The organism is Tessaracoccus flavus, from assembly GCF_001997295.1.
Classification (GTDB): domain Bacteria; phylum Actinomycetota; class Actinomycetes; order Propionibacteriales; family Propionibacteriaceae; genus Arachnia; species Arachnia flava.
In genome coordinates this window covers 986,832-1,013,574 of record NZ_CP019605.1, presented here as the reverse complement: position 1 = coordinate 1,013,574, position 26,743 = coordinate 986,832, and the positions used below count along the sequence as shown (strand labels likewise).

The 26,743-nt window shown below is 68.6% G+C and carries 24 protein-coding genes and 1 pseudogene; 9 read left to right on the top strand and 16 right to left on the bottom strand.

Annotated elements, in window-relative coordinates:
- Positions 1-93 precede the first annotated feature (93 nt).
- Both RPIT_RS04525 and RPIT_RS04520 read left to right on the top strand, forming a co-directional pair.
- Positions 94-1,026: a hypothetical protein gene (locus RPIT_RS04525; protein ID WP_077341072.1), complete on the top strand. Its 933-nt coding sequence runs from the start codon at positions 94-96 to the stop codon at positions 1,024-1,026.
- Positions 1,023-1,436, top strand: coding sequence for a hypothetical protein (locus RPIT_RS04520; protein WP_077341070.1), 414 nt, complete (start codon positions 1,023-1,025; stop codon positions 1,434-1,436). The genes RPIT_RS04525 and RPIT_RS04520 overlap by 4 nt, the downstream gene beginning before the upstream one ends.
- On the opposite strand, the gene RPIT_RS04515 is transcribed toward RPIT_RS04520, so the two are convergent.
- The 5 genes from RPIT_RS04515 to dxr all read right to left on the bottom strand — a co-directional run bounded on the left by RPIT_RS04515 (position 1,416) and on the right by dxr (position 7,792).
- Entirely contained in the window at positions 1,416-3,191 is a 1,776-nt protein-coding gene (locus RPIT_RS04515) for a proline--tRNA ligase (RefSeq protein WP_077341068.1), read from the bottom strand. The two genes, RPIT_RS04520 and RPIT_RS04515, sit on opposite strands and share 21 nt — an antisense overlap.
- A gap of 51 nt (positions 3,192-3,242) precedes the next feature.
- Positions 3,243-4,076, bottom strand: coding sequence for a GNAT family N-acetyltransferase (locus RPIT_RS04510; protein ID WP_077341066.1), 834 nt, complete (start codon positions 4,074-4,076; stop codon positions 3,243-3,245).
- Positions 4,077-4,087: 11 nt separating this feature from the next.
- Positions 4,088-5,230, bottom strand: a complete 1,143-nt coding sequence (gene ispG, locus RPIT_RS04505; RefSeq protein ID WP_077341064.1) for a flavodoxin-dependent (E)-4-hydroxy-3-methylbut-2-enyl-diphosphate synthase — start codon at positions 5,228-5,230, stop codon at positions 4,088-4,090.
- Positions 5,231-5,306: 76 nt separating this feature from the next.
- Entirely contained in the window at positions 5,307-6,593 is a 1,287-nt protein-coding gene (locus RPIT_RS04500; RefSeq protein ID WP_077344205.1) for a M50 family metallopeptidase, read from the bottom strand.
- Positions 6,590-7,792 carry a 1-deoxy-D-xylulose-5-phosphate reductoisomerase gene (dxr, locus tag RPIT_RS04495; RefSeq protein WP_077341062.1) on the bottom strand — a complete coding sequence of 401 codons (1,203 nt, stop codon included), beginning with the start codon at positions 7,790-7,792 and terminating at the stop codon, positions 6,590-6,592. Before dxr ends, RPIT_RS04500 begins: the two co-directional genes overlap by 4 nt.
- Positions 7,793-7,858: 66 nt before the next feature.
- On the opposite strand from dxr, the gene RPIT_RS04490 reads away from it, so the two are divergent.
- Positions 7,859-8,563 carry a phosphotransferase gene (locus tag RPIT_RS04490; RefSeq protein ID WP_218121519.1) on the top strand — a complete coding sequence of 235 codons (705 nt, stop codon included), beginning with the start codon at positions 7,859-7,861 and terminating at the stop codon, positions 8,561-8,563.
- Here RPIT_RS04490 and gdhA read toward each other — a convergent pair.
- The 7 genes from gdhA to rpsB all read right to left on the bottom strand — a co-directional run bounded on the left by gdhA (position 8,560) and on the right by rpsB (position 15,261).
- Positions 8,560-9,897, bottom strand: a complete 1,338-nt coding sequence (gdhA, locus tag RPIT_RS04485) for an NADP-specific glutamate dehydrogenase (RefSeq protein ID WP_077341058.1) — start codon at positions 9,895-9,897, stop codon at positions 8,560-8,562. The two genes, RPIT_RS04490 and gdhA, sit on opposite strands and share 4 nt — an antisense overlap.
- A gap of 107 nt (positions 9,898-10,004) precedes the next feature.
- Complete coding sequence (gene rlmN / locus RPIT_RS04480; RefSeq protein ID WP_077341056.1) at positions 10,005-11,129, bottom strand: dual-specificity RNA methyltransferase RlmN; 1,125 nt, start codon at positions 11,127-11,129, stop codon at positions 10,005-10,007.
- A gap of 16 nt (positions 11,130-11,145) precedes the next feature.
- Complete coding sequence (locus tag RPIT_RS04475) at positions 11,146-12,006, bottom strand: phosphatidate cytidylyltransferase (RefSeq protein WP_077341054.1); 861 nt, start codon at positions 12,004-12,006, stop codon at positions 11,146-11,148.
- Entirely contained in the window at positions 12,006-12,563 is a 558-nt protein-coding gene (gene frr / locus RPIT_RS04470) for a ribosome recycling factor (protein WP_077341052.1), read from the bottom strand. Before frr ends, RPIT_RS04475 begins: the two co-directional genes overlap by 1 nt.
- A 7-nt stretch (positions 12,564-12,570) precedes the next feature.
- Positions 12,571-13,320 carry a UMP kinase gene (gene pyrH / locus RPIT_RS04465; RefSeq protein ID WP_077341050.1) on the bottom strand — a complete coding sequence of 250 codons (750 nt, stop codon included), beginning with the start codon at positions 13,318-13,320 and terminating at the stop codon, positions 12,571-12,573.
- 157 nt (positions 13,321-13,477) lie between these two features.
- A complete protein-coding gene (gene tsf / locus RPIT_RS04460) occupies positions 13,478-14,284 on the bottom strand; it encodes a translation elongation factor Ts (protein WP_077341047.1) in 807 nt (268 codons plus the stop codon).
- A 26-nt stretch (positions 14,285-14,310) separates the two neighbouring features.
- Positions 14,311-15,261, bottom strand: coding sequence for a 30S ribosomal protein S2 (gene rpsB / locus RPIT_RS04455; protein ID WP_077341045.1), 951 nt, complete (start codon positions 15,259-15,261; stop codon positions 14,311-14,313).
- Positions 15,262-15,548: 287 nt separating this feature from the next.
- Between rpsB and RPIT_RS04450 the strand changes: the two genes are divergently transcribed.
- Complete coding sequence (locus RPIT_RS04450; protein ID WP_093664695.1) at positions 15,549-16,427, top strand: peptidoglycan DD-metalloendopeptidase family protein; 879 nt, start codon at positions 15,549-15,551, stop codon at positions 16,425-16,427.
- Positions 16,428-16,440: 13 nt separating this feature from the next.
- On the opposite strand, the gene RPIT_RS04445 is transcribed toward RPIT_RS04450, so the two are convergent.
- Positions 16,441-17,346: a tyrosine recombinase XerC gene (locus RPIT_RS04445; RefSeq protein WP_077341041.1), complete on the bottom strand. Its 906-nt coding sequence runs from the start codon at positions 17,344-17,346 to the stop codon at positions 16,441-16,443.
- Between the two features lie 91 nt (positions 17,347-17,437).
- Between RPIT_RS04445 and def the strand changes: the two genes are divergently transcribed.
- Both def and RPIT_RS04435 read left to right on the top strand, forming a co-directional pair.
- Entirely contained in the window at positions 17,438-18,046 is a 609-nt protein-coding gene (def, locus tag RPIT_RS04440) for a peptide deformylase (RefSeq protein WP_077341040.1), read from the top strand.
- A 110-nt stretch (positions 18,047-18,156) separates the two neighbouring features.
- Entirely contained in the window at positions 18,157-21,183 is a 3,027-nt protein-coding gene (locus RPIT_RS04435; protein WP_162274491.1) for an ExeM/NucH family extracellular endonuclease, read from the top strand.
- A 62-nt stretch (positions 21,184-21,245) separates the two neighbouring features.
- Here RPIT_RS04435 and RPIT_RS04430 read toward each other — a convergent pair whose 3' ends face one another.
- Together RPIT_RS04430 and RPIT_RS04425 are read right to left on the bottom strand one after the other, a co-directional pair.
- Positions 21,246-22,034 carry a Cof-type HAD-IIB family hydrolase gene (locus RPIT_RS04430; RefSeq protein WP_162274490.1) on the bottom strand — a complete coding sequence of 263 codons (789 nt, stop codon included), beginning with the start codon at positions 22,032-22,034 and terminating at the stop codon, positions 21,246-21,248.
- Positions 22,035-22,074: 40 nt separating this feature from the next.
- Positions 22,075-22,848, bottom strand: a complete 774-nt coding sequence (locus tag RPIT_RS04425) for a TrmH family RNA methyltransferase (protein ID WP_077341036.1) — start codon at positions 22,846-22,848, stop codon at positions 22,075-22,077.
- A 45-nt stretch (positions 22,849-22,893) separates the two neighbouring features.
- On the opposite strand from RPIT_RS04425, the pseudogene RPIT_RS15585 reads away from it, so the two are divergent.
- The 3 genes and pseudogenes from RPIT_RS15585 to RPIT_RS04410 form a co-directional block, all read left to right on the top strand.
- Positions 22,894-23,897: pseudogene (locus tag RPIT_RS15585) on the top strand (chorismate-binding protein); the annotation flags it as partial.
- A 108-nt stretch (positions 23,898-24,005) separates the two neighbouring features.
- Entirely contained in the window at positions 24,006-24,611 is a 606-nt protein-coding gene (locus RPIT_RS15580) for an aminotransferase class IV (RefSeq protein WP_226996381.1), read from the top strand.
- Positions 24,608-25,564, top strand: coding sequence for a bile acid:sodium symporter family protein (locus RPIT_RS04410; RefSeq protein ID WP_077341030.1), 957 nt, complete (start codon positions 24,608-24,610; stop codon positions 25,562-25,564). The genes RPIT_RS15580 and RPIT_RS04410 overlap by 4 nt, the downstream gene beginning before the upstream one ends.
- Here RPIT_RS04410 and RPIT_RS04405 read toward each other — a convergent pair.
- Positions 25,561-26,736: an SPFH domain-containing protein gene (locus tag RPIT_RS04405; RefSeq protein ID WP_077341028.1), complete on the bottom strand. Its 1,176-nt coding sequence runs from the start codon at positions 26,734-26,736 to the stop codon at positions 25,561-25,563. The genes RPIT_RS04410 and RPIT_RS04405 overlap by 4 nt on opposite strands.
- Between the last annotated feature and the right edge of the window lie 7 nt (positions 26,737-26,743).

The window sequence follows — 26,743 nt, the reverse complement described above, 5'->3', positions numbered from 1 at the left end:
TACGCGCTCCTTTATCCGGTTGTGGGCCCAGTTGTGAATGTCCCAGCATACCTGCGCCCGCCCCCACCCGCGATTGCCACTACCCTGGGGCGCATGTCCCTGACCCGTCGAGCCGCCCTCGGCGCTGCTGTCGCTGCGCTGTCCGGCTGCGCGGCGAGCCCGGTCGTCACAGGGACTCCCCGACCGGCACCCTCCCCCACACCGCCCGTCCAGGCTCCCGAGGCGGCCGAGGCGGCAGCCTCGGTGGCGGAGCTCGCCGCAGTGCTCGGCTCGTTGATCGACAGCCCGGTCTGGCCGGAGCAGCCCTGGGCCGTCGCCGCGAAGGCCCAGACGGACGACCATCTGGGCAGGCTTGTGGCGCTCGATCCGCTCGGCGCTGAACCGCGGGAGTCCTTCGATGTGACGGTTCCGACGCCGACCACTTACACCGACCTCGCCGCCGCCGAGACGGCGCTGGCCTCCTCCATCGACGGGACGCTCCCCCCGCTCGAGGCGGCAGCCGCCGCCGCGCCGGATCCCGAGCTACGGCTCCTGTACGCCTCCGTCGCGGCCGCCACCGTCGGGCTCCGCTCGCGGGCGCAGGCCCCCGTGGCGGGAGACGCCCAGCCGCGACCCCTGCAGGACACGACTCTCGAGGCGTCGCTTCCGGTCGTGCTGGGGCACGTGTGGGCGCTCATCTACGGCCTCGGAGTGGGGCTCGGACGGCTCGACCGCGACGATCCCCTCATCGGCGCCGGGTCTGAGCGCCTGGACGAGGCACGGGTGCTGCGCAACGACCTCCGTGAGATGCTGCCGGCGACGGCCGAACCAGGGCAGCCCGCAGCGTTCGCGCTTCCCACGGCGATGGACACGGCGGAGTCGATTCGCGCAGGGTGGGCGGAGCTGGAACTGCGACTGCTGGAGGCGTTCGGTCGCCTGGTGGCCGCTGACCCGGCCCCGCAGTGGCGTGAGACGTTCCTGCTGCAGGTGCCGGCAGCTCAGAACTTCGGCGCGGCGCTGGAATATTGGCCAGGATGGGTCGCATGACTATCGCGGAATCACGCAAGAGCTGGATGATCGGCGGCCTCACCTCGTCCCTGGTGGGCCTGGGGCTGATGGTTGCGCCCACCTTCCCCCACGGCGACGCGGGGCACTCGTGGTGGTCTCCCACGCTGGTGACCGACGGCGCGTTCCTCGCACTTCCCGCCGCGCTGGCGGCGGTGGCCGCCGCCGTGCTGGGCTTTCTGAAGTGGCGGTCCGCCGGGCAGCGGTTCGTCTGGGCGCCCGCCATCTGGTCCCTGGTCTCAGGGGTGTTGGCAGCCGTCGCCCTGGTCATGGCGGGAGGGCTGACGCTGTGGGCGGGCCTGGCTGTCGCCGCGATGGTGGTCGCCGCCGGACTGTGGACCCAGACCGCGAGGCCGGCCCTGCCCGGGGCCCTACCGTCCGGCCGCGGCTAGCACCTCGGCGACCGCGTCGGCGACGGCGATCTCACGCTTCTCCCCCGTGGAGCGGATGCGCAACTCGACCTTGCCGTCCGCCAGGCCGCGCCCGACGACCACGATCAGCGGCATTCCCATGATCTCCGAGTCGGCGAACTTGACCCCGGGGCTGGCCTTGCGATCGTCGTAGAGCACGTCCAGGCCCTGCTGCGACAGTTCCCCGGCGATCCGCTCGGCCTCCTCGAAGACCGACGCGTCCTTGCCGGTGGCCAGCAGCTGGACCTGGTACGGCGCCAGCGCCAGGGGCCAGGACAGGCCCTTGTCATCGCAGGTGGCCTCGGCGACGGCGGCGACGGCACGGGAGACTCCCACGCCGTAGGAGCCCATCGTCACGGTCACGAGCTTGCCGTTGCGGTCCAGCACCTTGAGGCCGAGGGCCTCGGCGTACTTGCGTCCGAGCTGGAAGATGTGGCCCATCTCGATCCCGCGGGCGAGCGTGAGGGGGCCCGACCCGTCCGGGGCCGGGTCGCCCTCGCGGACCTCCGCGACGTCGATGACGCCGTCGGGGGTGAAATCGCGACCCACCGTCACCCCTGTGAGGTGGGTGTCGGGACGGTTCGCGCCCGTGGCCCAGTACGTGCCCTCCGCAACGCGCGGGTCGGTGAGGTACTCGATGCGGGTGGTCGATTCCTTGCCCAGCACCCGGGTGCCGTCGAGGGAGACCGGCGAGATGTAGCCCCCCACCAGGTCGCTGTAGGCGGCGAAGTCGTCGGCGGTGAAGGGCTCGGCCTCGGCGGGCTCGAGGGCTGCGGTGAGCCGCTTGACGTCGACCTCGCGGTCGCCGGGGAGGCCGACGGCGAGCGCGCGGACGCGGCCGTCGGGCTCGGTCACCTTGAACAGCACGTTCTTCAGCGTGTCGGCGCCGGTCCAGGCACGGTCGGCCAGCGGCACGTCGCGGTTGAGGATCTCCACCACGCCGGCGATCGTGCCAGCGTTGGGGGTGGCCACCTCCGCCATGGCCGGCGCGTCGGCGATGGGCAGGGCCTCGGGGGCGGCGAAGCGGACGGCCTCCACGTTCGCCGCATAGCCACCAGCCGAGCGCACGAACGTGTCCTCGCCGTTGTCCGCCACGGCGAGGAACTCCTCCGAGCGCGAGCCGCCCATGGCGCCGGCCATGGCGGAGACGATCACGTAGTCGAGGCCGAGACGCTCGAAGATTCGCTGGTAGGCCTGGCGGTGGAGCTGGTAGCTCTGCTCAAGACCCGCCTCGTCGATGTCGAACGAGTAGGAGTCCTTCATGATGAACTCGCGCCCGCGCAGCAGCCCCGCGCGGGGACGCGCCTCGTCGCGGTACTTGGTCTGGATCTGGTAGAGCGAGATCGGCAGGTCCTTGTAGGAGGAGTAGAGGTCCTTGACGAGCAGCGTGAACATCTCCTCGTGCGTCGGGCCCAGCAACAGGTCGGCCTGCCTGCGATCCTTGAGGCGGAAGAGGAGGTCGCCGTATTCGTTCCAGCGGCCGGTCTCCTCGTAGGGCTCGCGCGGCAGCAGCGCCGGGAAGCTCACCTCCTGAGCACCGATCGCGTCCATCTCCTCGCGCACGATCCGCTCCACCTTCTGCAGCACCTTCAGCCCCAACGGGAGCCAGGAGTAGATGCCGGGAGCGGCGCGCCGGATGTAGCCCGCACGGACCAGCCAGCGGTGGCTCGGCACTTCCGCGTCCGCAGGGTCGTCGCGGAGGGTACGGACGAACAGGGTGGAGAGCTTCGATATCACGCGCCCAACTGTAGCGGGACGATCGGGCCCGGCCGCGCGCAGCGCGGACCGTCAGTAGTGGACCGTCGCCAGGGCGCCGATCTCCGCAAACCCGAGACGCTCGTAGGCTCGGATGGCGGGCGCGTTGAAGTCGTTGACGTAGAGGCTCATCTGGGGGTAGCGGACCATGGCGAGGCGCAGCATGCCGGACAGGGCGGGGACGCTCAGCCCGGTGCCACGGAGCGCCGGGTCCACCCAGACCCCCTGCAGTTGGGCTTGGCGGCCGAGCTTCGGCCCCAGATCTGCCTTGAAGATCACCTTGCCGTCCTCGACGATGCCGTAGGCGTCGCGGTCGACCAGGCGCTGCATCACGAAGCGTTCGTAGCCGCTGCCGTACTTGAACGGCGAACTGCCGATCTCCTCGGTGTACATGTGGACGGAGGCGTCGAGGTAGCTGGTGTAGTCGTCGCGCGTGAGCTGGCGAACCCTCGGGTCCGCTTCGGCCTCGGGCGGCTGCTCGAGGAGCATCAACGGCTGACGCTTGCGGATATTGCTGACGTTGCCCCAGGACCCCTTCCACCGCTCCGACAGACCGACGTAGAGTCCCAGGACGGACACCGACGGCCCCAGGATGGACGAGCAGCGTCGGACGGGCCCCAACTGGCCCACGAACGCAGGCAGCGCCTCCGGGTCGAAGCCTGCGACGAAGACCGTCCCTCCGTCCAGGAGCAGCGACGTGATGCGCCCGTCACGCTCGAAGGCGTGGATGTTGCCCAGCCGACGACGGTCGATCCCGTACGCGGCGATCTTGCTGGCGAGGAACAGGTTCTCGATCGGGCTCTCTGCGAGGAAGGCGAGCGCCTCGTGCCGGTCGGCGCCTCCGAGTGCGCGCAACCGGGGTGTCATGGAGGATAACTCTAGGAGACGGAGACCTCGGGCTGGCCCAGTTCGCCCATCTCGGCGGCGAGCCTGCGCGCCTCGAACAGCAGTGTCTCGACGATCTCCTCCTCGGGGACGGTCTTGATGACCTCACCCTTGACGAAGATCTGGCCCTTGCCGTTGCCGGAGGCCACTCCGAGGTCGGCTTCACGCGCCTCTCCCGGTCCGTTGACCACGCAGCCCATGACGGCGACGCGGAGCGGGGCCTCCATGCCCTCCAGCCCCTTGGTGACCTGCTCGGCGAGCGTGTAGACGTCCACCTGCGCGCGTCCGCAGGAGGGGCAGGAGACGATGTCCAGCTTGCGGGGGCGCAGGTTGAGTGACTCGAGGATCTTGAGCCCGACCTTGACCTCCTCGGCGGGAGGGGCGGACAGCGACACACGGATCGTGTCGCCGATGCCCTGGCTGAGCAGCGCACCGAAGGCGACGGAGCTCTTGATCGTCCCCTGGAAGGCGGGGCCGGCCTCGGTGACGCCGAGGTGGAGGGGGTACTGGCACTTCTCGCTCAGGAGCTCGTAGGCGCGCACCATGACGACGGGATCGTTGTGCTTGACGGAGATCTTGAAGTCGTAGAAGCCGACCTCCTCGAACAGGGACGCCTCCCAGAGGGCGGACTCGACGAGCGCCTCCGCCGTCGGTGCGCCGTACTTGGCCAACAGTCGCTTGTCGAGCGAGCCGGCATTGACGCCGATGCGAAGGCTCACCCCTGCGTCGCCGGCGGCCTTGGCGATTTCGGCCACCTTGTCGTCGAACTGCTTGATGTTGCCGGGGTTCACCCGCACTGCGGCACAGCCGGCGTCGATCGCAGCGAAAACGTACTTCGGCTGGAAGTGGATGTCGGCGATGACGGGGATCTGCGACTTCATCGCGATGATGGGCAACACCTCCGCGTCGTCCTGGCTCGGCACGGCCACGCGGACGATGTCACAGCCGGTCGCGGTCAACTCCGCGATCTGCTGCAGCGTGGCGTTGATGTCGGTGGTCTTGGTGGTGGTCATGGACTGGACGCTGATCGGCGCATCGCCACCGACGGCCACCTTGCCGACCTGGATCTTCCTGGTGGGCCGGCGAGGGGCCAGGGTAGGAGCAGGTGCGGCGGGCATACCGAGTTTCACTGACATGCGACCAAGCCTATCGCGCGCGCGGTGGGTTCCGATCCTCCAGCGCGACGCCCGCCGGGAGTGAGCCCCCGCGGCTTCAGAACAGGCGGATGGGGCTGATGATGTCGGCCAGGATCAGCACCACACCGCCCAGGAGGAGGAAGCCGCCGACCAGGTAGGTGATCGGCAGGCCCTTGGCCGTATCGACCGGTCCCGGGTCGGGCCGTCCGCTCATCCTGGCCAGGACCCGCCGCAGCCATTCGTACACCGCACCCGCGACGTGCCCGCCGTCCAGCGGGAGGAGCGGCACGAGGTTGAGCAGCGCCACGAAGAGGTTGACCGCGGCCAGCAGCGACACCCAGGTCACCACCTTCTCGGTGGCCTCCAGGCTGTCGGTGGTGCCGATCTCTCCCGCGACGCGGGAGGCGCCGACGATGCTGAGCGGAGAGTTGACGTCGCGGGGTTGGCCGGTGACCAGATCCGCGGCCACGTTGTAGATCCGCACCGGGAAGCTGGCCAGAGCGACGGCGGACTGCTTCGTCAGCGTCCACATCTGTTGAGCCGTGGCCACCGGACCGCCGCGCACCAACGCCGTGGCGGGCGAGACGCCGAAGAAGCCGGCCTCGACCATCCGTGTCGGGTCGAGCCGGTCGGGGACGTAGTTGAGCACGGTGTTGACCGTGGGCAGCTCGACGAGTTCCCCGTCGCGCTCCACGACGACCGTCGCGGGCTGGTCGCGATTGTCGCGGATGAGGTCGCCCATCTGCTCCCAGGACGTCAGCTCGGTGCCGTTGAACGACACGAGGACGTCACCGGTCGAGACGCCGGCGAGGGCTGCGGGGGTCGATGGATCGCCCTGGGTGCAGGTCTGATCGGCGCGGTCCGCGCGCACCGCGCACTCGGACACCTGCTCCACGGTCAGCGTCGGCTCGTAGCTTCCGTGGAAGACGTTGATGCCGAGGAAGAGGACGAAGGCGATGAGCACGTTCATCGCGGGCCCCGCGAGCATGACGATGACCTTCTGCCACGTCTTCTTCTGGAAGAAGAGGCGGCCGTCGTCCTGGGGCCGGATGTCCTCCCACTCGTAGGCGCGGGCCTGGTCGGCGAGGCGTTCCAGCCGTCCCTTCGCGTCCGCACGGTGCCTCTGGGGCGGGTACATGCCGACGAGGCGGACGTAGCCGCCGAGCGGGAACGCCTTGATGCCGTACTCGGTCTCGCCCCGGCGGAAGGACCACAGCGTCTTGCCGAAGCCGACGAAGTACTGCGTCACCTTCACCCCAAAGAGCTTCGCGGGGACGAGGTGACCGACCTCGTGCAGGGCGATCGAGGCCATGATCAGGGCGAAGAACAGCAGCGCGAACAGCACCGTCAGCAGGACGGTCACGCCGCGACCCCGCAGATCTCGGCCGCCCGCGCGCGGCCCCACGCGTCCGCAGCCAGCACGTCGTCAACGGTGAGGCTGTCATCGGTCACGTGACCGCGGTCGAGGTGCTCGTCGACGCACTGGCCGACGATCCGGGTGATGTCGAGGAAGCCGATGCGGCCCTCCCAGAAGGCGTCGACGCAGGCCTCGTTCGCTGCGTTGTACACCGCGGGGGCTGTGCCGGCGGCCTTGCCTGCCACCCGCGCGATCTCCACGGCGGGAAAGGTCTCGGAGTCGAGGGGCTCGAACGTCCAGCTGCTGGCCGTGCTCCAGTCGCAGGGCTGTGCGGCGTCTGCGAGGCGCTCGGGCCAGGTCAGCGCGATGCCGATGGGCAGCCGCATGTCGGGCGGCGAGGCCTGCGCGATCGTGGAACCGTCATGGAACTCCACCATGGAGTGGACGATCGACTGGGGATGGACGGTCACAACGATGTCGTCGAAGTCGACGTCGTACAGCAGTGCCGCCTCGATGAGCTCGAGACCCTTGTTCACCAGCGTCGAGGAGTTGATCGTGATGACGCGGCCCATGTCCCAGGTGGGATGGGCCATCGCCTGTTGGGGAGTGACGTCGACGAGTTCCTCGCCGGTCTTTCCCCGGAACGGACCGCCCGAGGCCGTCAGGATGAGCCTGCGGACTTCGTCGGCTCGGCCGCAACGCAACGCCTGGGCGAAGGCGGAATGCTCAGAGTCGACCGCGACGATCTGACCCGGGGCGGCTGCCTGCGTCACCAGCCGCCCACCGATGACCAGCGATTCCTTGTTCGCCAGCGCCAGAGTGCTCCCGGCCTTCAGAGCGGCCAGGGTCGGGCCGAGGCCGGCGGCACCGGTGATGGCGTTGACGACGACGTCGGCGCCCTGCGCGGCGAGGGTGGTGGACGCGTCGGGCCCGAGGAGCAGCTTGGGCAGTTGGTAACCGCCCTGGTTCCACTCGTGCCTGTCGGCCTCCGCGTAGAGCAGCCGCTGGAGCTCCTGGGCTGCGCTCGCCCTCGCAAGAGCCACGACGTCCGGCTTGAACTCGATGATCTGCCGCGCCAGCAGCTCCAGGTTTCCGCCGGAGGCTGACAGGCCGGTGACCCTGAACTGGTCGCGTCGCGAGGAGATGACGTCGAGGGTCTGGGTACCGATCGAGCCGGTGCTGCCGAGAAGGACGATGGTGCGCACCCCATCAGTCTAGGGAACGCTCCTAGAGCGACGGATCACTTGACCCGGCCTGCCATGATCGTGGGCATGACGCTCACCTCCGCTCCCCCGCCCGGAACCCCCGTCCCCTTCGCCATCACCCACTGGGCGGCCGCGCATGGCCGCCGCGTGGCCGAGCTGGTCTGGCGCAACGAGGCCGGGGGCATCACGGCCCGTCTCGTCGCCGACGACACCAAGGATCTCTACGCGAAGTGGAGCCCCGACGACCTGGAGCCGGAGGCCGAGCGCCTCAGCTGGCTGTCCAGCCGCCATCCCAGCCCGCGGATGTTCGACTATGAGGAGACCGACGACGGCTGGCTGATCGTCACCGGCGCCCTCGTCGGCAGCAACGCGGTCTCGCCACGGTGGAAGGCCGACCCTCAGCGCGCTGCCTTCGCGATCGGCGAGGGCTATGCGAGGTTGCACAGCCTCGACCCCGACGACTGTCCCTTCGGGACCCCTGACTGGATCGGGGTCCAGGACGATATCGACGTGCTGGTGGTCGTTCACGGCGATGCGTGCGCCCCCAACACGATCCTCACCGACGAGGGTGCCTTCGCCGGTCACGTCGACATGGGCGAGCTCGGGGTGGCGGACCGCTGGGCGGACCTGGCCATCGCGTCCTGGTCACTGGAGTGGAACTTCGGGTCCGGGCTGGATGACGCGTTCTGGCGTGGATACGGCGAAGCGCCGGATCCTGAACGGATCCGGCGCTACCGCACGCTCTGGGGTGAAGCCCCGACCGGCTCCTAGACCAGGCCGAAGGCCTGGATGGCGTTGGCGACCTTCTCGAAGCCGTGGATGTTCGCCCCCATGACGTAGTCGCCAGGCGCTCCGTAGCTCTCCGCGGTCGTGGCCACCTGGTCATGGATGTTGACCATGATGTCGGTCAGCCGCTCCTCGGTGTATTCGAAGGTCCACGAGTCGCGGCTGGCGTTCTGCTGCATCTCGAGCGCGGACGTCGCCACGCCACCGGCGTTGGCGGCCTTGCCCGGCCCGTAGAGGACCCCAGCCTGCTGGAAGACGTGGATGCCCTCCGGCGTGGTCGGCATGTTCGCGCCCTCGGCCACGGCCTTGACACCGTTCTTGACCAGGGTGGCGGCCTGTTCGCCGTTCAGCTCGTTCTGCGTGGCGCACGGGAGCGCCACGTCGACCGGCACGTCCCAGATGGAGCCGCGATCGGAGAAGCTGGCGGACTCCCGGCGCTCGGCGTAGTCCGACACGCGCCCCCGCTCGATCTCCTTGATCTGCTTGAGCAGGTCGAGATCGACGCCCGCCTCGTCCACCACGTAGCCGGACGAGTCGGAGAAGCCGATGGGCAGGCCGCCGAGCTGGCGGACCTTCTCCATCGCGTAGATGGCCACGTTGCCCGAGCCCGAGACCATGACCTTCTTGCCGTCGATCGATTCGCCACGCGTCTTCAGCATCTCGTTGGCGAAAACCACCGTGCCGTAGCCGGTCGCCTCCGTGCGGACCAGCGACCCGCCCCAGGCGATGCCCTTGCCCGTGAGGACGCCCGACTCGTAGCGGTTGGTGATGCGCTTGTACTGGCCGAACATGTAGCCGATCTCGCGGCCGCCGACGCCGATGTCACCCGCGGGAACGTCCGTGTACTCGCCGAGGTGGCGGTAGAGCTCCGTCATGAAGGACTGGCAGAACCGCATCACCTCGGAGTCCGACTTGCCGCGCGGGTCGAAGTCGGAACCACCCTTGCCGCCGCCGATCGGCAGACCGGTCAGGGAGTTCTTGAAGATCTGCTCGAAGCCGAGGAACTTGATGACGCCCAGGTAGACGCTGGGGTGGAACCGCAGTCCGCCCTTGTAGGGGCCGAGCGCTGAGTTGAACTCGACGCGGAAACCACGGTTGATGTGCACCTCGCCCTTGTCGTCCATCCACGGCACGCGGAAGATGATCTGGCGTTCCGGCTCGCAGATGCGTTCGAGCATCTTCATTTCGAGGTATTCCGGGTGCCGGTCGATGACCGGGCCGAGGCTTTCCAGCACCTCCCGGACGGCCTGGTGAAACTCGGCTTCCCCGGGGTTCCGAGCCACGACGGCGTCGTAGACGCCTTCCAGCTTCTGGTCCATTGGGTACTCCTTAGGGTCGGGGTATGGCGCGCCTGATCCTACAGATCGCCACCCCGGATCCCGTCAGCCGCCCATGATTCGACGAGGAGTGAGACTGGACCCTCTCCTCAGGACGCCTCGACCGTGGCGGCGAGCTGGCCGCAGGCGCCGTCGATCTCGGATCCTCGGGTGTCGCGCAACGTCACGGGGACTCCCCTGCGTTCCAGTGTGGCGACGAAGGCACGCTCGTCCTCCTTGCGGGAGGCGGTCCACTTGGACCCTGGGGTGGGGTTGAGCGGGATGAGGTTGACGTGGACCCATCCCCAGTCGCCGCGTCGCTTCAGGATGTCGGCGAGGAGGTGGGCGCGAGACACCTGGTCGTTGATGTCGCGCATCATCGCGTACTCGATGGACACGCGGCGCTTCGTCGTGCGTGCGTAGTCCCAAGCCGCATCGACGACCTCCGCGACCTTCCAGCGGTTGTTGACGGGTACGATCTCATCGCGCAACTCGTCGTCGGGGGCATGCAACGACACAGCGAGCGTCAGCGGCAGTTCCTCCTCCGTGAGCTTTCTGATCTGCGGGACCAGGCCGACCGTCGACACGGTGATCCCGCGGGCGCTCATGCCGAAGCCGTCCGGGCTCGGTGCCAGCAGCGTTCGGATCGAGCCGAGCACCGCCCTGTAGTTGGCCAACGGCTCGCCCATGCCCATGAACACGATGTTGTTGAGCCGCCCGGTCGTCCCGGGCACCTCACCCCTGGTCAGCATCTGATTGGCGGCGAGCGCCTGGATGGTGATCTCGGCCTGGCTGAGGTTCCGCTTGAGGCCCCCCTGGCCGGTGGCGCAGAACGGGCACGCCATGCCGCAGCCCGCCTGGGACGAGATGCACAGGGTGGAGCGGTTGGGGTAGCGCATGAGGACCGACTCCAACAGCGAGCCGTCGTGGAGCTTCCACAGCGTCTTGACGGTGGCCCCCTTGTCGGCCGTTCGAGTGGTCACCCGTTCCAGCAGTGACGGGAAGATCTGCTCGGCGAGGTCCTCCCGGATGGCAGCGGGAAGATCGGTGAAGTGCGTCGCGTCGTCCTCGAGTCGGTCGAAGACGTGGCGGGAGATCTGGTCGGCGCGGTATCGCGGCAGGCCGAGCTTCTCCGCGGTCTCGCGCCGCTCGTCGGGGGTCAGATCGAGCCAGTGCTTGGGCGCCTTGCCGCGCGCGGGCGCATCGAAGACAAGGGGAAGCGGGGAGCCAGACATTGGCGTGCCTTTCGGGTCAGAGGCCGAGCGCGAGGTGCAGGATCAGCCAGCCTACCGGGACGGCCAGCAGCATCGAATCGAGTCGATCCATGACCCCGCCGTGTCCGGGCAGGAAGTTGGACATGTCTTTGAGCCCCGCGTCGCGCTTGATGAGCGACTCGACGAGGTCCCCCAGCACCGCTCCGAGCGACACGAACAGGCCGAGCGGCAGGCCTACCCACCAGGGCGCCCCCAGCAGGAAGACCGAGGCGAGCACTCCCACCGCCATGGCGGTGATCACGCCTCCGGCGAGCCCCTCCCAGGTCTTGCTGGGGCTGATGGTCGGGGCCATCTTGTGCCGGCCGAACAACACTCCGAACGCGTAGGCGCCGACGTCGGCTGCCACGACGCAACCGATCACCGTCAGCATCCGCAGAGCCCCGAGGCTCGAGCCCAGGAGCAGTGGGATGAAGACCCCCAGCAGAGGGATGTAGGCGATCACGAAGGCGCTGGCCGCCGCGTCCCGGACAAACCCGTGGGCACCGCGTGGCAGGCGCGCGGCCAACGAGGCGAACAGGGTTCCCGCCAGACAGATCACGACGAAGGTCGTCGGCTCGATCCTGAGATCGATGACGCTGGCCAGGTAGCCGCCCAGCACGCTCAGACCGGTTCCCACAACGATGGGGACGGTCTCCGCGTGCATGTGCTTGAGCCTGAGGGCACGTGCCACCTCGATGGCCCCCAGGCACAGGGCGACGGTGGCGAGCGCGATGAACAGCCAGTGGACCCAGATGAGTCCGATCGCGAGCACAGCGAACAACGCCACACCGACCCCGATCGCCGCCGGGAGGTCCCGGCCGGCGCGCGAGGTCGGTCTGGTCGCCGGCGCGTCGCTCATCAGATCTCGTTGAGCTCGGCTTCCTTGTGCTTGAGGATCTCGTCGATGCTCTCGACAAACTTCTTCGTCGACGCGTCGAGCGCCTTCTCAGCCCGGCTCAGGTCGTCCTCGCTGATCTCGCCGTCCTTCTGCAGCTTCTTGAGCTGATCGTGGGAGTGGCGACGGACGTTGCGCACCGCGATGCGGGCGTCCTCAGCCTTGGCCTTGGCCATCTTGATGTACTCCTTGCGGCGCTCCTCTGTCAGCTGCGGCATGACGATGCGGACGGCGTTGCCGTCGTTGCTGGGGTTCACGCCGAGGTCGGCCTCGCGGATGGCCTTCTCGATTGCGCCGATGGCGCTGCGGTCGAAGGGGGTGATCATCATCGAGCGGGGGTCGGTCGACGTGAAGGTCGCCAGCTGCTGCAGCGGCGTGGGCGCTCCGTAGTAGTCGGCCTGGATCTTGTTGAACATCGCGGGATGGGCACGTCCGGTCCGGATCGTGGCCAGGTCTTCGCGGGCGTGGTCGACCGCGTACGACATCTTGTTCGAGGCTTCCTTCTGGATTTCGGCGATCATGATGCTCCTACTGTTGTGCTGGGTTTCGGCTGACGAGGGTACCGATCGGTTCGCCGGCCACCGCGCGTGCGATGTTGCCGGGCACCGACAGGTTGAAGAAGACGATGTTGAGGTCGTTGTCCCGGGCGAGCGAGATCGCGGTGGCGTCAGCGACCTTGAGGTCCTCGGTGAGGAACTGGTCGTACGTCAGATTCTCGAACTTCACCGCGTCGGCATGCGCCTGCGGATCCTTGTTGTAGACGCCGTCGACGCCCTGCTTGCCCATGAGCAGCACCTCGGCGCCGATCTCGAGCGCGCGCTGGGCGGCGACCGTGTCGGTGGAGAAGTAGGGCATGCCCGAGCCTGCACCGAAGATGACGAGGCGCCCCTTCTCCAGATGACGCTCCGCGCGACGCGGGATGTACGGCTCGGCGACCTGCGCCATATTGATCGCGGACTGCACCCGGGTCTCAATGCCGGCCTTCTCGCAGAAGTCCTGCAGCGCGATCGAGTTCATGACGGTACCGAGCATCCCCATGTAGTCGGCCCGGTCGCGCGCCATGCCGGTGGTGGTGAGCTCCGCGCCCCGGAAGTAGTTGCCTCCGCCCACCACGACCGCAACCTGGGTGCCGGACCGGACGACCTCGGCGATCTCCTTGGCGATGCTGGCGACGACCACGGGGTCGACGCCCAGCTTGCCACCGCCGAACACCTCTCCCGACAGCTTCAGTAGTACGCGTTGGTAGGCCACTTGGGACTCCTCCTGGACCGGGAACATGGCGAGGTTTACCGCATGGTGGGACGCGGCTCCCGCCACTCTACTGGAAGTGCACCCCCCGCTGCTCCGGAGTGTGACCCGTGGCCCGAGAACGCGAAACGTGCGCCGCGGCCGATGGCCACGACGCACGTCCCGCAATCTTTGTGCAGACTGCCGGTCAGCCGACCGAGAAGCGCACGAAACGCTGGACCTCGGTGCCGGACGCCTTGAGGGCGTCGCCGACGGTCTTCTTGTCCTCCCAGACGGCGGGCTGGTCGACCAGGACGACGTCCTTGTAGAAGCCACCGACACGGCCCTCGACGATGCGCGGGATGGCGCCCTCAGGCTTGCCCTCCTCCTTGGCGGTGGCCTCGGCGATGCGCTTCTCGTTCTCGACGATATCCGCGGGGACATCCTCGCGCGTCACGTACTGCGGCGACATCGCGGCGATCTGCATGGCCACCTGGTGGGCAGCAGCGGAGTCGCCCGTGTACTCGACGAGGACGCCGACCTGCGGGGGCAGGTCAGCAGCGCGACGGTGCAGGTACAGGTGGGTCTCGCCGTCGAAGTTGGCAGCGTTGGCCACGGAGATGTTCTCGCCGATCTTCGCGCCCAGCTCCTTGACGGCGTCCTCGACGGTCGTGCCCGAGGGCAGCGTGGCCGCGTTGGTGGAGGCGACGTCGGTCGCGCCCGACTCGAGTACAGCAGACAGGATCTCGTCGGCAAGCCCGACGAACTCGGCGTTCTTCGCCACGAAGTCGGTCTCGGCTGCGAACTGGATCAGCGCACCGCCGCGGCCCGCGACGATGCCGTTGGTGGCTTCGCGGTCGGCGCGCTTAGCCTGCTTGGCCAGACCCGAGATCCGCAGGCCCTCAACGGCCTGGTCGAAATCGCCGTTGGCCTCGGTGAGGGCCTTCTTGGCGTCCATCATGCCCGCGCCGGTGGCGTCGCGGAGCTTCTTCACATCAGCGGCAGTGATAGCCATGGAAATCGTTGGTTCCTCTTCGTAGATCAGTTGGCGGGGGTCTCGTCGGCAGCCACGGTCTCGGCCTCCGTCTCGGAGACCTCCTCCGCGCGCTCGGCGACGGCGTCCTCGGCTGCGGCCTCGTCAACCTCGGCGGTCGCCTCGGCCTCGATGGCGTTGGCGTCGTCGCGCTCGACGACCGGGTTGTCACCGGCTGCCTCCACCTGCTCGGCCTGGTCGGCACCCAGGAGCTCGCGCTCCCAATCGGGCATGGGCTCGGCCACGGCCTCTTCGCCGGTGCGGCCGGAGGAGCGCTCGATGAGGCCCTCCGCGACGGCGTCGGCGATGATGCGGGTGAGCAGCCCGACGGAGCGGATCGCGTCATCGTTGCCCGGCACGGCGTAGTCGACCTCGTCGGGGTCGCAGTTGGTGTCGAGGATGCCGACGATCGGGATGTTCAGCTTGCGGGCCTCGTCGACGGCGAGGTGCTCCTTCTTGGTGTCGACGATCCAGACGGCCTGCGGGGTGCGGGCCATGTCGCGGATGCCGCCGAGGGTGCGGTCGAGCTTGGTCTTCTCGCGCTCGAGCTGCAGCAGTTCCTTCTTCGTCAGGCCGCTGGTGCTGGACTCCGTGAGATCCATGCCCTCGAGCTCCTTGAGGCGCTGGATCCGCTTGGTGACGGTGTGGAAGTTCGTGAGCATGCCGCCGAGCCAACGCTGGTTGACGTAGGGCATCCCGACGCGGGTGGCCTGCTCGGCGATGGCCTCCTGGGCCTGCTTCTTGGTGCCGACGAAGAGCACCTGGCCGCCGCGCGCGACGGTCGACTTGACGAAGTGGTACGCCTTGTCGATGTAGCTGAGCGACAGCTGGAGATCGATGATGTAGATGCCGTTGCGCTCGGTGAAGATGAACCGCTTCATCTTGGGGTTCCAACGACGGGTCTGATGCCCGAAGTGAACGCCCGATTCGAGCAGCTGGCGAGTGGTGACGACGGCCATGGCCGGTCCTTTCGCGGCAGGGCTGAGCCCCACCTGATCATGGCGGGCCTTCGAAGCCCACTGGTGGTTAGGTGCCTGATGCGCCCGGTTCGCCGCACTCGCCGAAGCGAGACCACGCGGCGGCCGTGAGCGGCGCATGCGATGTCAACCCAGACGGGTTGCGGGCCCCATCCTAGACTGCGCGACCATGGGCGTCCAAACCTCCGCCGAACCGTTGCTCGCCGAGGTTGTCCACAGGACACCATCGTCCCGGGAAAAGGGCCGCCCGCCCGCCGAGAGTGCTCGGCATGAGACTCCTGCTGCCGATGGTCGTGGTGCTGTTGTTGGCCATCCCCGCCCCTGCCGGCGCCGCCGGGTTCGAACTCGTGGCTCCGATCCCTGGGCCGGCGGTGAGGGGCTACGACGACGTGGGCCGGTTCGCCGCAGGCCACAGAGGGGTGGACCTGGGAGGGTCCACCGGCGATCCGGTGCGGGCTGCCGCGGCGGGTCGGGTGCTGTTCGCCGGGAACGTCGCCGGCCGGGGCACTGTGTCGGTCGACCATGGCAACGGCTGGCGCACCACATACCAGCCCGTTCTCGCGACGGTCGGGGCTGGCGACGTCGTCGAGGCGGGTGACGCCATCGGCTCACTGTTGGCGGGCCACTGCGCCGGGGCCTGCCTGCACTGGGGACTGACCGACGGCGAGACCTACGCCAACCCGCTCGCCTTCCTCCGCCTGCCGCCGGTCCGGCTGGTACCCGCCGGTTCTGCTCCGCCTCCGCTCCCCCGCATTGCCGCGGCCACCGTCGGGGCGCTCGACGGACTTCCCCTGCGGGGGCGGCTCACGTCACGGTTCGGACCTCGCCTGCACCCCGTTCTCGGGGTGTTCAGGCTGCACGACGGAGTGGATCTGGCCGCTCCCTGCGGCACTCCGGTCGTCGTCCCCAATGGCGGAACGGTGACCCGCGTCGACCACCACCCCGCCTACGGGCGACGCGTCGTCGTCGACCACGGCGGCGGGCGCGCTACGGGCTACACCCACCTGCAGCAGGCTCACGTGCGCCGGGGCCAGGTCGTGGCGGGCGGCGATCGCATAGGCACCGTCGGCTCCAGCGGCCTGTCGACGGGGTGCCATCTGCACTGGATGGCCTGGCGGGACGGCGCCGTCGTCGACCCGATGGGGTGAGCCGCGTGGTTCCCTAGGCCCGTGGGTGGGCGTCGCGGAAGGCCTGGCGGAGGCGCTCGGACGTGACGTGGGTGTAGAGCTGCGTCGTGGCCACAGACGAGTGACCGAGCATCTCCTGGACACTTCGCAGGTCGGCCCCGCCCTCGATGAGGTGGGTGGCCATCGCGTGGCGCAGTCCGTGCGGCCCCACCTCCGCGCCCGGCCCGGCCGCGGCCGTCGCGGAGTGGACGACGCGCCGCGCCACCCTCGGATCGAGGGGTCCGCCCTGCACGCCGAGGAACACGGTGTCAGGGCTCCTGTCCGTCGCGATGGTGGGGCGCACCAGCAGCCAGGCGTCGAGTGCTCGCAGCGCCGGCAACCCGAGGGGCACCACGCGCTCCTTGCCTCCCTTGCCCACCACGGTCACGGACCTCCGGTCACGATCGATCTGCCTCATCGTGAGGGCGCACGCCTCCGAGACGCGGAGCCCGCATGAATACAGCAGCTCCACGAGCGCGAGGTCCCGCAGCGCCTCGGGATCGCCTTCCTCAGTCGCGCGGGCCTCCGCCGATCCGAGGGTCGTCGCCACGGCGGTGGCCGTCGGTACGTGCGGCAGGCGTCTCGTCTTGCGGGGGGCTTTGAGCCGGAGCGACGGGTTGGGTGTCACGAAGCCTTCTCTGTCCGCCCAGGTGAAGAACCCGCGGACGCTCGCCACGCGTCGCTGGATCGTCGCCGACGAAGCCCCCTCGTCGCCCAGCCAGGCCAACCAGCTGCGCAGCCTCGAGAGCGTGACCCGCTGCGGCGCGACGTCGGCGTGCCGCGCCAGTCCCCGCAGATCCGCCAGGTACGCCCGCACCGTGTGCTCGGACAAGCCACGCTCGCGGCCGAGGTGCGCGCCGTAATCGTCGAGCACCCCGTCCCAGCCCGGAGGAAGATCCATGACCCCAGTCTCCCAGGGGTACCTGGCCCGATGGGACCAGCGACACCCGGTGCGGCATACTTGCCTCGGCCAACGATCTAGGAGATGTCTCATGGCAGACGCAGACCTCACCCGGGGTGGCACGGTCCGTCCCATCACCCGCTGGGGAACCCCCGTCATGCACCAGAAGACGGCACCCGTGGTTGAGTTCGACGAGGAGCTGCACGAGCTCATCCGCGACATGTTCGCCACGATGGCGGCGGCCGACGGCGTCGGCCTGGCGGCCACGCAGGTGGGTGTGGGCCTCGCGGTCTTCATCTACGAGTGCCCGGACGCCGACGACGTCATCCACCGCGGAGTGGTGTGCAACCCGGTGGTCACCGTGCCGGAGGGCAAGGACCGCAGGCTCGAGGCCGCCGACGAGGGCTGCCTGTCGTTCCCGGGCGGGTACCAGTCGCTCGCCCGCCCGGACTTCGCCGTCTGCCGTGGGCAGGACGAGAACGGCAACGACATCGTCGTGGAGGGAACCGGTCTGCTGGCCCGGTGTCTCCAGCACGAAACGGATCATCTCAACGGCACCGTGTTCGGCGACCGGCTGTCGGCGCGCTCCCGTCGGCAACTGAACACCAAGGTCTCGGAGGTGGCGTTCCGCTACCCCGACGACTGGCCCGTCTCCCCCAAGGCCGTGGCCACACCCCCGGCCCCGAATTCCGAAACGTAAACGGCTAGCGGTTTTAGCGTGACGGTGTTTCATTCTGGGTCAACCCCGCGTTAAGGTACGTTCCCTAGGCTCAACGCCGAGCCCAACCGACACTCATGGGAGTACCGTCTATGTCATTCACCAAACGCGCCGTGGCAGTAGCCTCGGCGGCCGCCCTCATCGGCGGGCTGACCGCCGCTATACCCGGCACCGCGGCTGCCGCCCCGACCACGCTGATGATCAGCACCTACATCGAGGGCAGCAGCAACAACAAGGCCCTCGAGGTCTACAACCCCACCGACGCAGCGATCGATCTCGGGGGCTACACCCTCCAGCGCTTCTCCAACGGTGGCAGCAACAACGCCCCGGCCTGGGTCCTTGAGGGCACGTTGGGTGCCGGCGAGCACCTCGTGGTCGTCTATAACCAGGCCAGCCCGGAACTCCGGGCGTACGCCGACGACATCAGCACGCAGACCAACTGGAACGGCGACGACGCCATCCAGCTCTGGCTGGACGGCGCCGTCGTCGACTCCTTCGGCCGGACCGGCGAAGACCCGGGCACCGCGTGGACCGCAGGCGGCGTCACTACCCTCGACCGCACACTGGTGCGCTCCTCCTGCGTGGTCGACACGGACCCGACCGATGCGTTCGATCCGTCCGCCCAGTGGGTCGAGCACCCCTCCGACACGTTCGACGTACTCGGGACGTTCTCCTGCGACGGCACGACCGATCCCACGGACCCGACGGACCCCACGGATCCCACCGATCCGCCGGCGGTGCTGCCCATCGGAACCGTGCAGGGCACCACTGATGTCTCTCCCTACAAGGACCAGACGGTCGCCGTCGAAGGCGTCGTCACGGGCAACTTCCAGACCGGCGGCTTCAACGGCTACTACATCCAGGACGCCGGTGACGACAAGGCGGACACCTCCGACGGCATCTTCGTCTACGCCCCCGGCGCCGCAGAGGTGCCGGTCGGGACCCATGTGCGGGTGACCGGCACCGTGAGCGAATACAACGGGCAGACGCAGATCTCCCCGACCGCCGTCGTCACCCTTGAGGAGGACCTCACGGTCTCCCCCACGGAGCTGACGGTGCCCCTGGTCGACCAGGAGCAGTACGAGTCGATGTGGGTGACGTTCCCGCAGGAACTGACGATCATCGAGTACTTCAACTTCGACCGCTACGGTGAAATCGTCTACGGCAGCTCGCGCCAGTACACCCCGACCGCCGTGGTCGAGCCCGGGCAGCCCGCCCAGGATCTGCTCGCCGTCAACCTCGCCAACCGCCTCGTGGTCGACGACGGCCGCACGGGCCAGAACCCGACTCCGGCGATCCACCCCAACGGCGAGCCGATGAGCCAGGAGAACTACTTCCGCGGTGGTGACACGGTCACCGACATCACCGGCATCCTCACCTACAACTTCGGCGCCTGGAAGGTGCAGCCCACCGAGGGCGCGGACTACACCCGCGTCAACGAGCGCCCGGCCGTCCCCGACGTCGAGGGGGACGTGCGCGTCGCCTCGATGAACGTGCTCAACTACTTCACGACCCTGCGCAGCGAGGACCGCAACGCCCGCGGCGCCGACACCGTCGAGGAGTTCGAGCGTCAGCAGGCCAAGATCGTCGCGGCCCTCGCCGAGCTCGACGCCCACGTCGTGGGCCTCATGGAGATCGAGAACAACGGCACGGCGGTTGAGAACCTCGTCACCGCGCTCAACTCGCACCTCGACGAGGACCGCTACGCCGCGATCAACACCGGCGTGGTCGGCAGCGACGCCATCATCCAGGCGATCATCTACCAGCCCGCCGTGGTGGAGCCCGTCGGCGACTGGGCGGCCCTCGACTACAACGACGGCAAGAACCGTCCCACGATCGTTCAGACGTTCGCGGAGATCGAGACCGGCGAGATGTTCAACGTGGCCGTCAACCACCTGAAGTCGAAGGGTTCGGCCTGCGAAGGCGACCCCGACCTCGGCGACGGCCAGGGCAACTGCAACCTCACCCGCGTCGATGCGGTCGAGCAGATGGTGGAGTGGCTCGCGAGCGACCCCACCGACCAGGGCGAAACCCGCACGCTGGTGCTCGGCGACATGAACGCCTACGACCACGAGGACCCGATCGACGTCTTCATTGAGGCCGGCTACACGGATCTCGAGAAGGAGTTCAGCGGCGAAACGGCCTACGGTTACGTCTTCGACGGCATGGTCGGCTACCTCGACTACGCCTTGTCCGACGACACGCTCACCCCCTACGTCACCGGTACCGCCTCCTGGCACATCAACGCGGACGAGTCGGACCTGTACGACTACGACATGAGCTTCAAGCAGCCGGCGGAGGACGCTCTCTGGGCGCCCAACCCGTACCGCTCCTCCGACCATGACCCGGTTCTCGTCGGCCTTACCCTGACCGAACCGAACACGGCCCCGGTCATCGAGACGATCCCGGCGGCCTCGGTCGTCGAGGGCGCTCCGGTGAGCATCCAGGTCGTGGCGTCCGACGCCGACGGTGACACTCTCACCTACTCCGCCACCGGACTGCCCGATGGCCTCGAGATCGACGCGGCGACCGGCCTCATCACGGGAAGCGTTGCTGAGGCAGGGAGCTACACCGCGGTCATCATGGTGCAGGATAGCTTCGGCGCCACCGCCGAGACCGAACTGGCCTTGACGGTCACTGCTGAGCCGGTGACCCCTGGCGGCGGCGAGTACGTGCGCACCATTCCCTACACCATGCCTGGGACGCACGACTTCAACGGTCGTCTGTGGCGCACCACCTGCGAGGACTACTCGCAGACCGAGCGCTGCCGCACCGAGATCTGGGCCTCCGTGGTCAAGCGCACCGGCACGACCTTCACCATCGAGCGTGGCTGGGCCTTCAACAACCTCACCTACCTGCCGTACATGACCCGTGCGCAGTGGGCGGACAACCCCCTCGGCAAGACCGGCACCTTCGTCGGCACCGACGGCCAGCAGTGGCGCACCGAGTGCGACACCGCAGCCACCGGTGGCAACGGCTGCCGCACCTACCGCTGGACCACCGTGTACAACGCGGTCAAGTCCGAGAAGACCGGAAGGTACAACTTCACCCAGGAGAACAAGTGGGTGTTCAACAACCTCGTGCTGTTCGGTAACTACGAACGGCCGACGGTCAGCTGACACTCCCTGCTAAACCAGAGGTGCCCCGCCGCGTCAGCGGCGGGGCACTTTGCCTTGTCAGGTCAGTGGAGGATCTCCTCGATCAGCGTCAGCACGGCGTCATCAGTGTTGCGGCCCGTCCGATGACTGGCCACCGCCACGAGTTCGTCGCGCGCACCCTCCATGGCATACCCGCGCCCGGCGGCCTGCAGCAGTTCGACGTCGTTGCCTCCGTCGCCGAACGCGACAACGTCGTCCCAGGAGACGCCCCACCGGTCAAGGAGCAGACCCAGCCCGAACGCCTTGGTCACGCCCGGCTGATTGAGGTCGAGGTCGCGCGGCCCTGAGACGACGACGCTCATCACGTCACCGACCTCTCCTTCGATCCGCGTGGCGACCTCGTCGGGGTCGACGTCGGTGATCATGGCGAACTTCATCACCTCGACGTCGAGGTCCCTGAGATCCGAGACCACCTCGAGGCGGTGGTAGTAGCGCCGGACCAGGTCGACGAAGTGCGGCGGCGCGTCCGCTCTCACGAAGGCGCACTCGGTGCCGCTCATCACGTACGGGAACCCGACGGCGTCCAGCGCGTTGATGACGCGCAGCGACGCATCGGCGGCGAGGACAGAGCGCGACAGTGGTGCGGTGGAACCCTCGTCCACGACGATGTGGCCGTTCTCGGCCACATAGGCGCACCCGTCGGCCTCGGCGAAGAACGACCGCAACTGATGGAGCTGATTACCGCTCGCCACGACGAAACGGACCCCCTGGGCGCGCATCCGCTCCCTCAAGCGCTCGAACCGCGCGCGATCGTAGGTGTCGTCGGGTCTGAGAAACGTGCCGTCCATGTCCACGGCGATCACTGCAACCATGCCGGGCACCATAGCCTGGATCCGCGCTCAGGCCAGCCGCTCAGCGAAGCGCGTAGGCCAGGATGGCGGCCGCGGTCGCCACGTTGAGGGAGTCCACGCCAGCGGCCATCGGGATCGTCACCTGGTCGTCTGCCGCCGCGAGCCATTCGTCGCTGAGCCCGAACCCCTCGGTGCCGAGCAGCAGAGCCACCCGGTCGGACGGCCGGTAGTCGCGCAGGTCGGTGGCACGGGGCGCGAGCGTCGAGGCCACCAGCCTGAACCCGGCCTGTTTGAGCAGGGTGAGGTCACCGTCGGATTGCATGCGCCGCCACGGCAGCGACAAGGTGGCGCCCATGGACGACTTGATCGCCCGTCGGTAGAGCGGGTCGGCCCCACCTGCGGACACGAGGAGTCCGTCCCAGCCGAGTCCCGCCGCCAGCCGCGCGATCGCCCCGGTGTTGGCGTGGTCGACGATCCCCTCGCAGACCACGAGCCGACGTCCGCTCAGGAGCCCCTCCCACGCGGCCTCGCCCGGCCGGTCGAAGGATCCCAACGCCCCCCGGTGCACGTGGAACCCGCTCACCTGCTCGATCATCGCCTCGGTGCCCACATACACGGGAACCTCCGGCCACGCACGCAGGAGCTCGTCGAGCCCGTCCAACCAGCGTGGCTGTAGCAGAAGCGCCCGCGGTCGACAGCCAGCGGCAAAGGCGCGCTCGATGATCTTCAGCCCTTCGGCGATGAACCGCCCCTCGGCCTGCCGCAGGCGTGCGTCACGTAGCCCTACGAAGTCGTTCAGTCGGGGGTCGCTCGGGTCGGAGACGTCGATCAGCACCGGTCCAGCTTAGGGAAGCAGGGAACCTGGCTACCCTTGGGCGTCATGGAACCGTTCGCGCTGCTCGACGATGCCCGGGCGGGCAGGGCGACGCTCCTCACCCACCTCCGGCACACCGCGCGCGTGACTCTCGACACCGTCGATGAGGAGCTGCGACGGGGGTGGGACCGCGGCTGGCACTGCCTCGCCTGGCTGCCCTACGACCTGGGCGAGGCGCACCTGGGGGTGCGTCCTGGGGGTGCCGGCGCGCTGTACTGGTTCGCGGACCGCACCCCCGCCGATCCCGAGGGCTGGCTGGCCACCGGCTCCGCCTGGCTGGCCAACCCCGGCCACGACGTCGACCAGCAACGTTTCTCGACCACCGTCGACCGACTCCACCGTGCCATCGCGGACGGCACTGCGTACCAGGTCAACTACACCCACCGCGTCCACGCGCGGGCCGTCGGGGATCCCCGCGCTCTGTACGCCCGGCTCCGGCGCCGCCAGCCGGTCGAGTTCGGGGTGCTCGCCCACCTGCCCGGGCCTGCAGCGCCCTGGACCCTGAGCCTCTCCCCGGAGCTGTTCCTCCATGTCGAGGCGGGCACGGTGATGAGCCGGCCCATGAAGGGCACGGCCCCGTCGGACGACCCCCCTCGACTCTCAGCGATGACCCGAAGAACCGCGCCGAGAACCTCATGATCGTCGACCTCATCCGAAACGACCTCAGCCGCGTCGCCCTTCCCGGCACCGTCGAGGTTCCTCGCCTGTTCGAGGTGGAACGCGTCGGCCAGCTCTGGCAGATGACCAGCACCGTGCGCGCCGAGCTCGCCCCTGGGACCACCCCTGGCCAGGTCCTGGCCGCCACCTTCCCCTGTGGCTCCATCACCGGCGCCCCCAAGCTCTCCAGCATGGGGCTCATCCGAGACACTGAGCTCGACCGCCGCGGGCTCTACACCGGGTCGCTCGGCGTGATCGAACCCTCGGACGGCCCTCTCGGGTGGACGATGACGCTCAGCGTGGCGATCCGCACCCTCGAGATCGACGACGACGGCTCCGCCACGCTCGGCGTGGGCTCCGGCATCGTCGCCGACAGCACAGCGGAGACGGAGTGGGCCGAGTGCCGCGCGAAGGGCGGCTTCGCCACCGCCCTGGAGCCCGACGTCGCCCTCATCGAGACCATGCGGGTCGTCGACGGCCAGGCCCCGCTGCTCGCGCGTCACGAGGCCAGGCTCGCCGCCTCGGCCGCAGCACTCGGCTTCCCAGCTCCCGGCGACGCGGTCGCGGAGGCAGTGAGGGGCACCCCGGCCGGGTCCTGGCGTGTCCGGCTGCAACTGTCCTTCAGCGGGGAGGTCTCGGTGACGCGGAGCCCGCTGGCGCACACCGCGGCCCCGGTCAGCGTCCGGCTGGACGAGCGCCCCTGGCCGCCCAACGCTCTGGCCGCCCACAAAACGACGGGCAGGCCCGTCATGGACGCGGCAGTCGCGACCGCAGAGCGGTGGGGGGTCTTCGACGTGATCGGCTTCGACGCGCGGCGCCGGGTGCTCGAGGGTGGCAGGTCCAATGTGTTCGCCCGCGTCGACGGCCGCTGGGTCACACCACCGGTCAACGTGGGTCTGCTGCCGGGGACGCAACGCGACGAGGTACTCGCACACCCCGAGCTCATCGGAGCCACCCACATCGACGAACGCGTCGTGACGGTCGACGAACTGCTGCGCGCTGAGGCTATCGTCGTCACGAACGCCGTGCGCGGCGTGCTCAACGCACGGCTGGAGGACGCCCCATGAAGCTGAAGCTCGACCCAACGGTGTTCCTGATCCTCGGGGCACTGGCGCTCGGGTTGACCCTGCCGATCCGCGGGGACGCTGCCGCCGCCTTCGACGTGGTGACCAAGGTGGGCGTGTTCGTCCTGTTCTTCGGCTACGGCGCTCGGCTGTCCGCGGCCGAGACGCGGGCTGGCCTCATCAACTGGAAGCTGCACCTCACCATCCTGGCTACGACGTTCGTCGTGTTCCCCCTGTTGGCGCTCCCCATGCTCGCTGTTCCGGGGCTGTCGGAGCCGATCCGGATCGGTCTGGTCTTTCTCTGCCTGGTGCCCTCCACGGTCCAGATGTCGATCACGATGACGTCGCTGGCGGGCGGCAACGTGCCGGCCGCCATGGTGTCAGCCACCGCGTCCAACATCGCCGGCGTCGGGATCACTCCGCTGCTGGCCATCCTCTTCTTCCCCGGTGCCGACGGCGGCGGGATCGGCTTCGATCAGCTGGTGGGTGTCGTCGTGCAGCTGGCGCTGCCGTTCCTGCTGGGCCAGCTCTCACGCTTCGCCACCGCGGGATTCATGGCGAGGCACCGCTCGCGGCTGAAGTACCTCGACCAGGTGGTCATCGGACTCATCGTCTACGGTGCCTTCTCCGACCTGCGGGTGTCCGGCGTGTGGCGGCAGCTGCAGCCCCTGGACCTGGTGCTGGTAGTGCCGATCGTGCTCGGGCTCATGGCCGCGATGTTCTGGCTCACGTGGCGGGCCGGGGGTTGGCTCGGCTTTCCGCGCGAGGACCGCATCGCACTGATGTTCTGCGGCACCAAGAAGTCGCTGGCCACCGGCGTACCGATGGCCAGCGTGCTGTTCGGCGGAGCAACCGTCGGGCTCCTGGTGATACCGCTGATGCTCTACCACCAGGCGCAGCTCCTGACCGGTTCCGTGGTCGCAACCCGGATGTCGAGGTCAGCCTCTAGCGACTAACTCTCCGCAGGGTCCTCCTGCGGCTGGGCCTCGGGCTGATCCTGAGGCTGGGCGGGGGGCGTGGCCTTCTGATTGATGGCGGCGGGGCCACCCGCCAGCCGTGACGCCTTGTTCTGCTCGAGAGCCTTGGCGTCGGCGATGGCCTTCTCGACGGTCTCGTTGGACCGCTGCCGGTCCCTCCTCGCGTGTTCCTCGATCTCGGCGTGAACGTCGACCTTCTCCGGTGCCGTGAACTGGCGTGCGGCTCGCGAGACGTACTCGCGGACCTCGTCGGACCCGGACGCCTGGCCGAGGCCCTTGAGCGCGTCGTTCAGTTCGCTGGGGATGATCCAGACCTTGTTGGAGTCGCCCTGTGCCAGGTTGGGCAGCATCTGCATGTACTGGTAGGCGAGCAGGGCCTGATCGGGCTCACCCGCATGGATGGCGTTGAAGACCGTCGTGATCGCCTGGGCCTCGCCCTCGGAGCGGAGCATCTGGGCCTGCCGGTCGGCCTGGGCTCGCAGCACCGCGGCCTCCCTGTCGCCTTGGGCGCGCAGGATCGCGGCCTCACGGTCGCCTCCCGCGGAGAGGATCATCGACTGGCGCTGGCCCTCGGCGAGCAGGATCTGGGCACGCTTGTCGCGCTCGGCGCGGGCGCCCTTCTCCATCGCGTCACGAATGGTCGCGGGCGGCTCGATGGCCCGCAGCTCCACACGGTTGACCTTGATGCCCCACTTGCCGGTGGCCTCGTCCAAGACGGCACGGAGGCGCTGGTTGATCTCCTCGCGCGACGTCAGCGCCGCCTCCAGGTCCATTCCGCCGATGATGTTTCGCAGGGTGGTCATCGTCAGCTGCTCGATGGCGGAGCGGTAGTCCTGCGCCTCGTACGCGGCCCGCTTGGGGTCGACGATCTGGAAGTAGATGACCGAATCGATGCTCACCATGAGGTTGTCCTCGGTGATGACGCCCTGCGGCGGGAAGGGGACCACCTGCTCGCGCATGTCGAGGGTGTAGCGGATCTGGTCGAAGAAAGGCACCACGAGATGGGGCCCAGGTTCGAGCGCCTTGCGGAACTTGCCCAGCCGCTCGACAAGCGCCACCTGCTGCTGCCGGATGATCTTGAGTGTGGCCGCGAGCAGCATGACGATGACGACGACCAGCGCGATGAGAATGAACAGACTTGCATCTGGCATGGGGGCC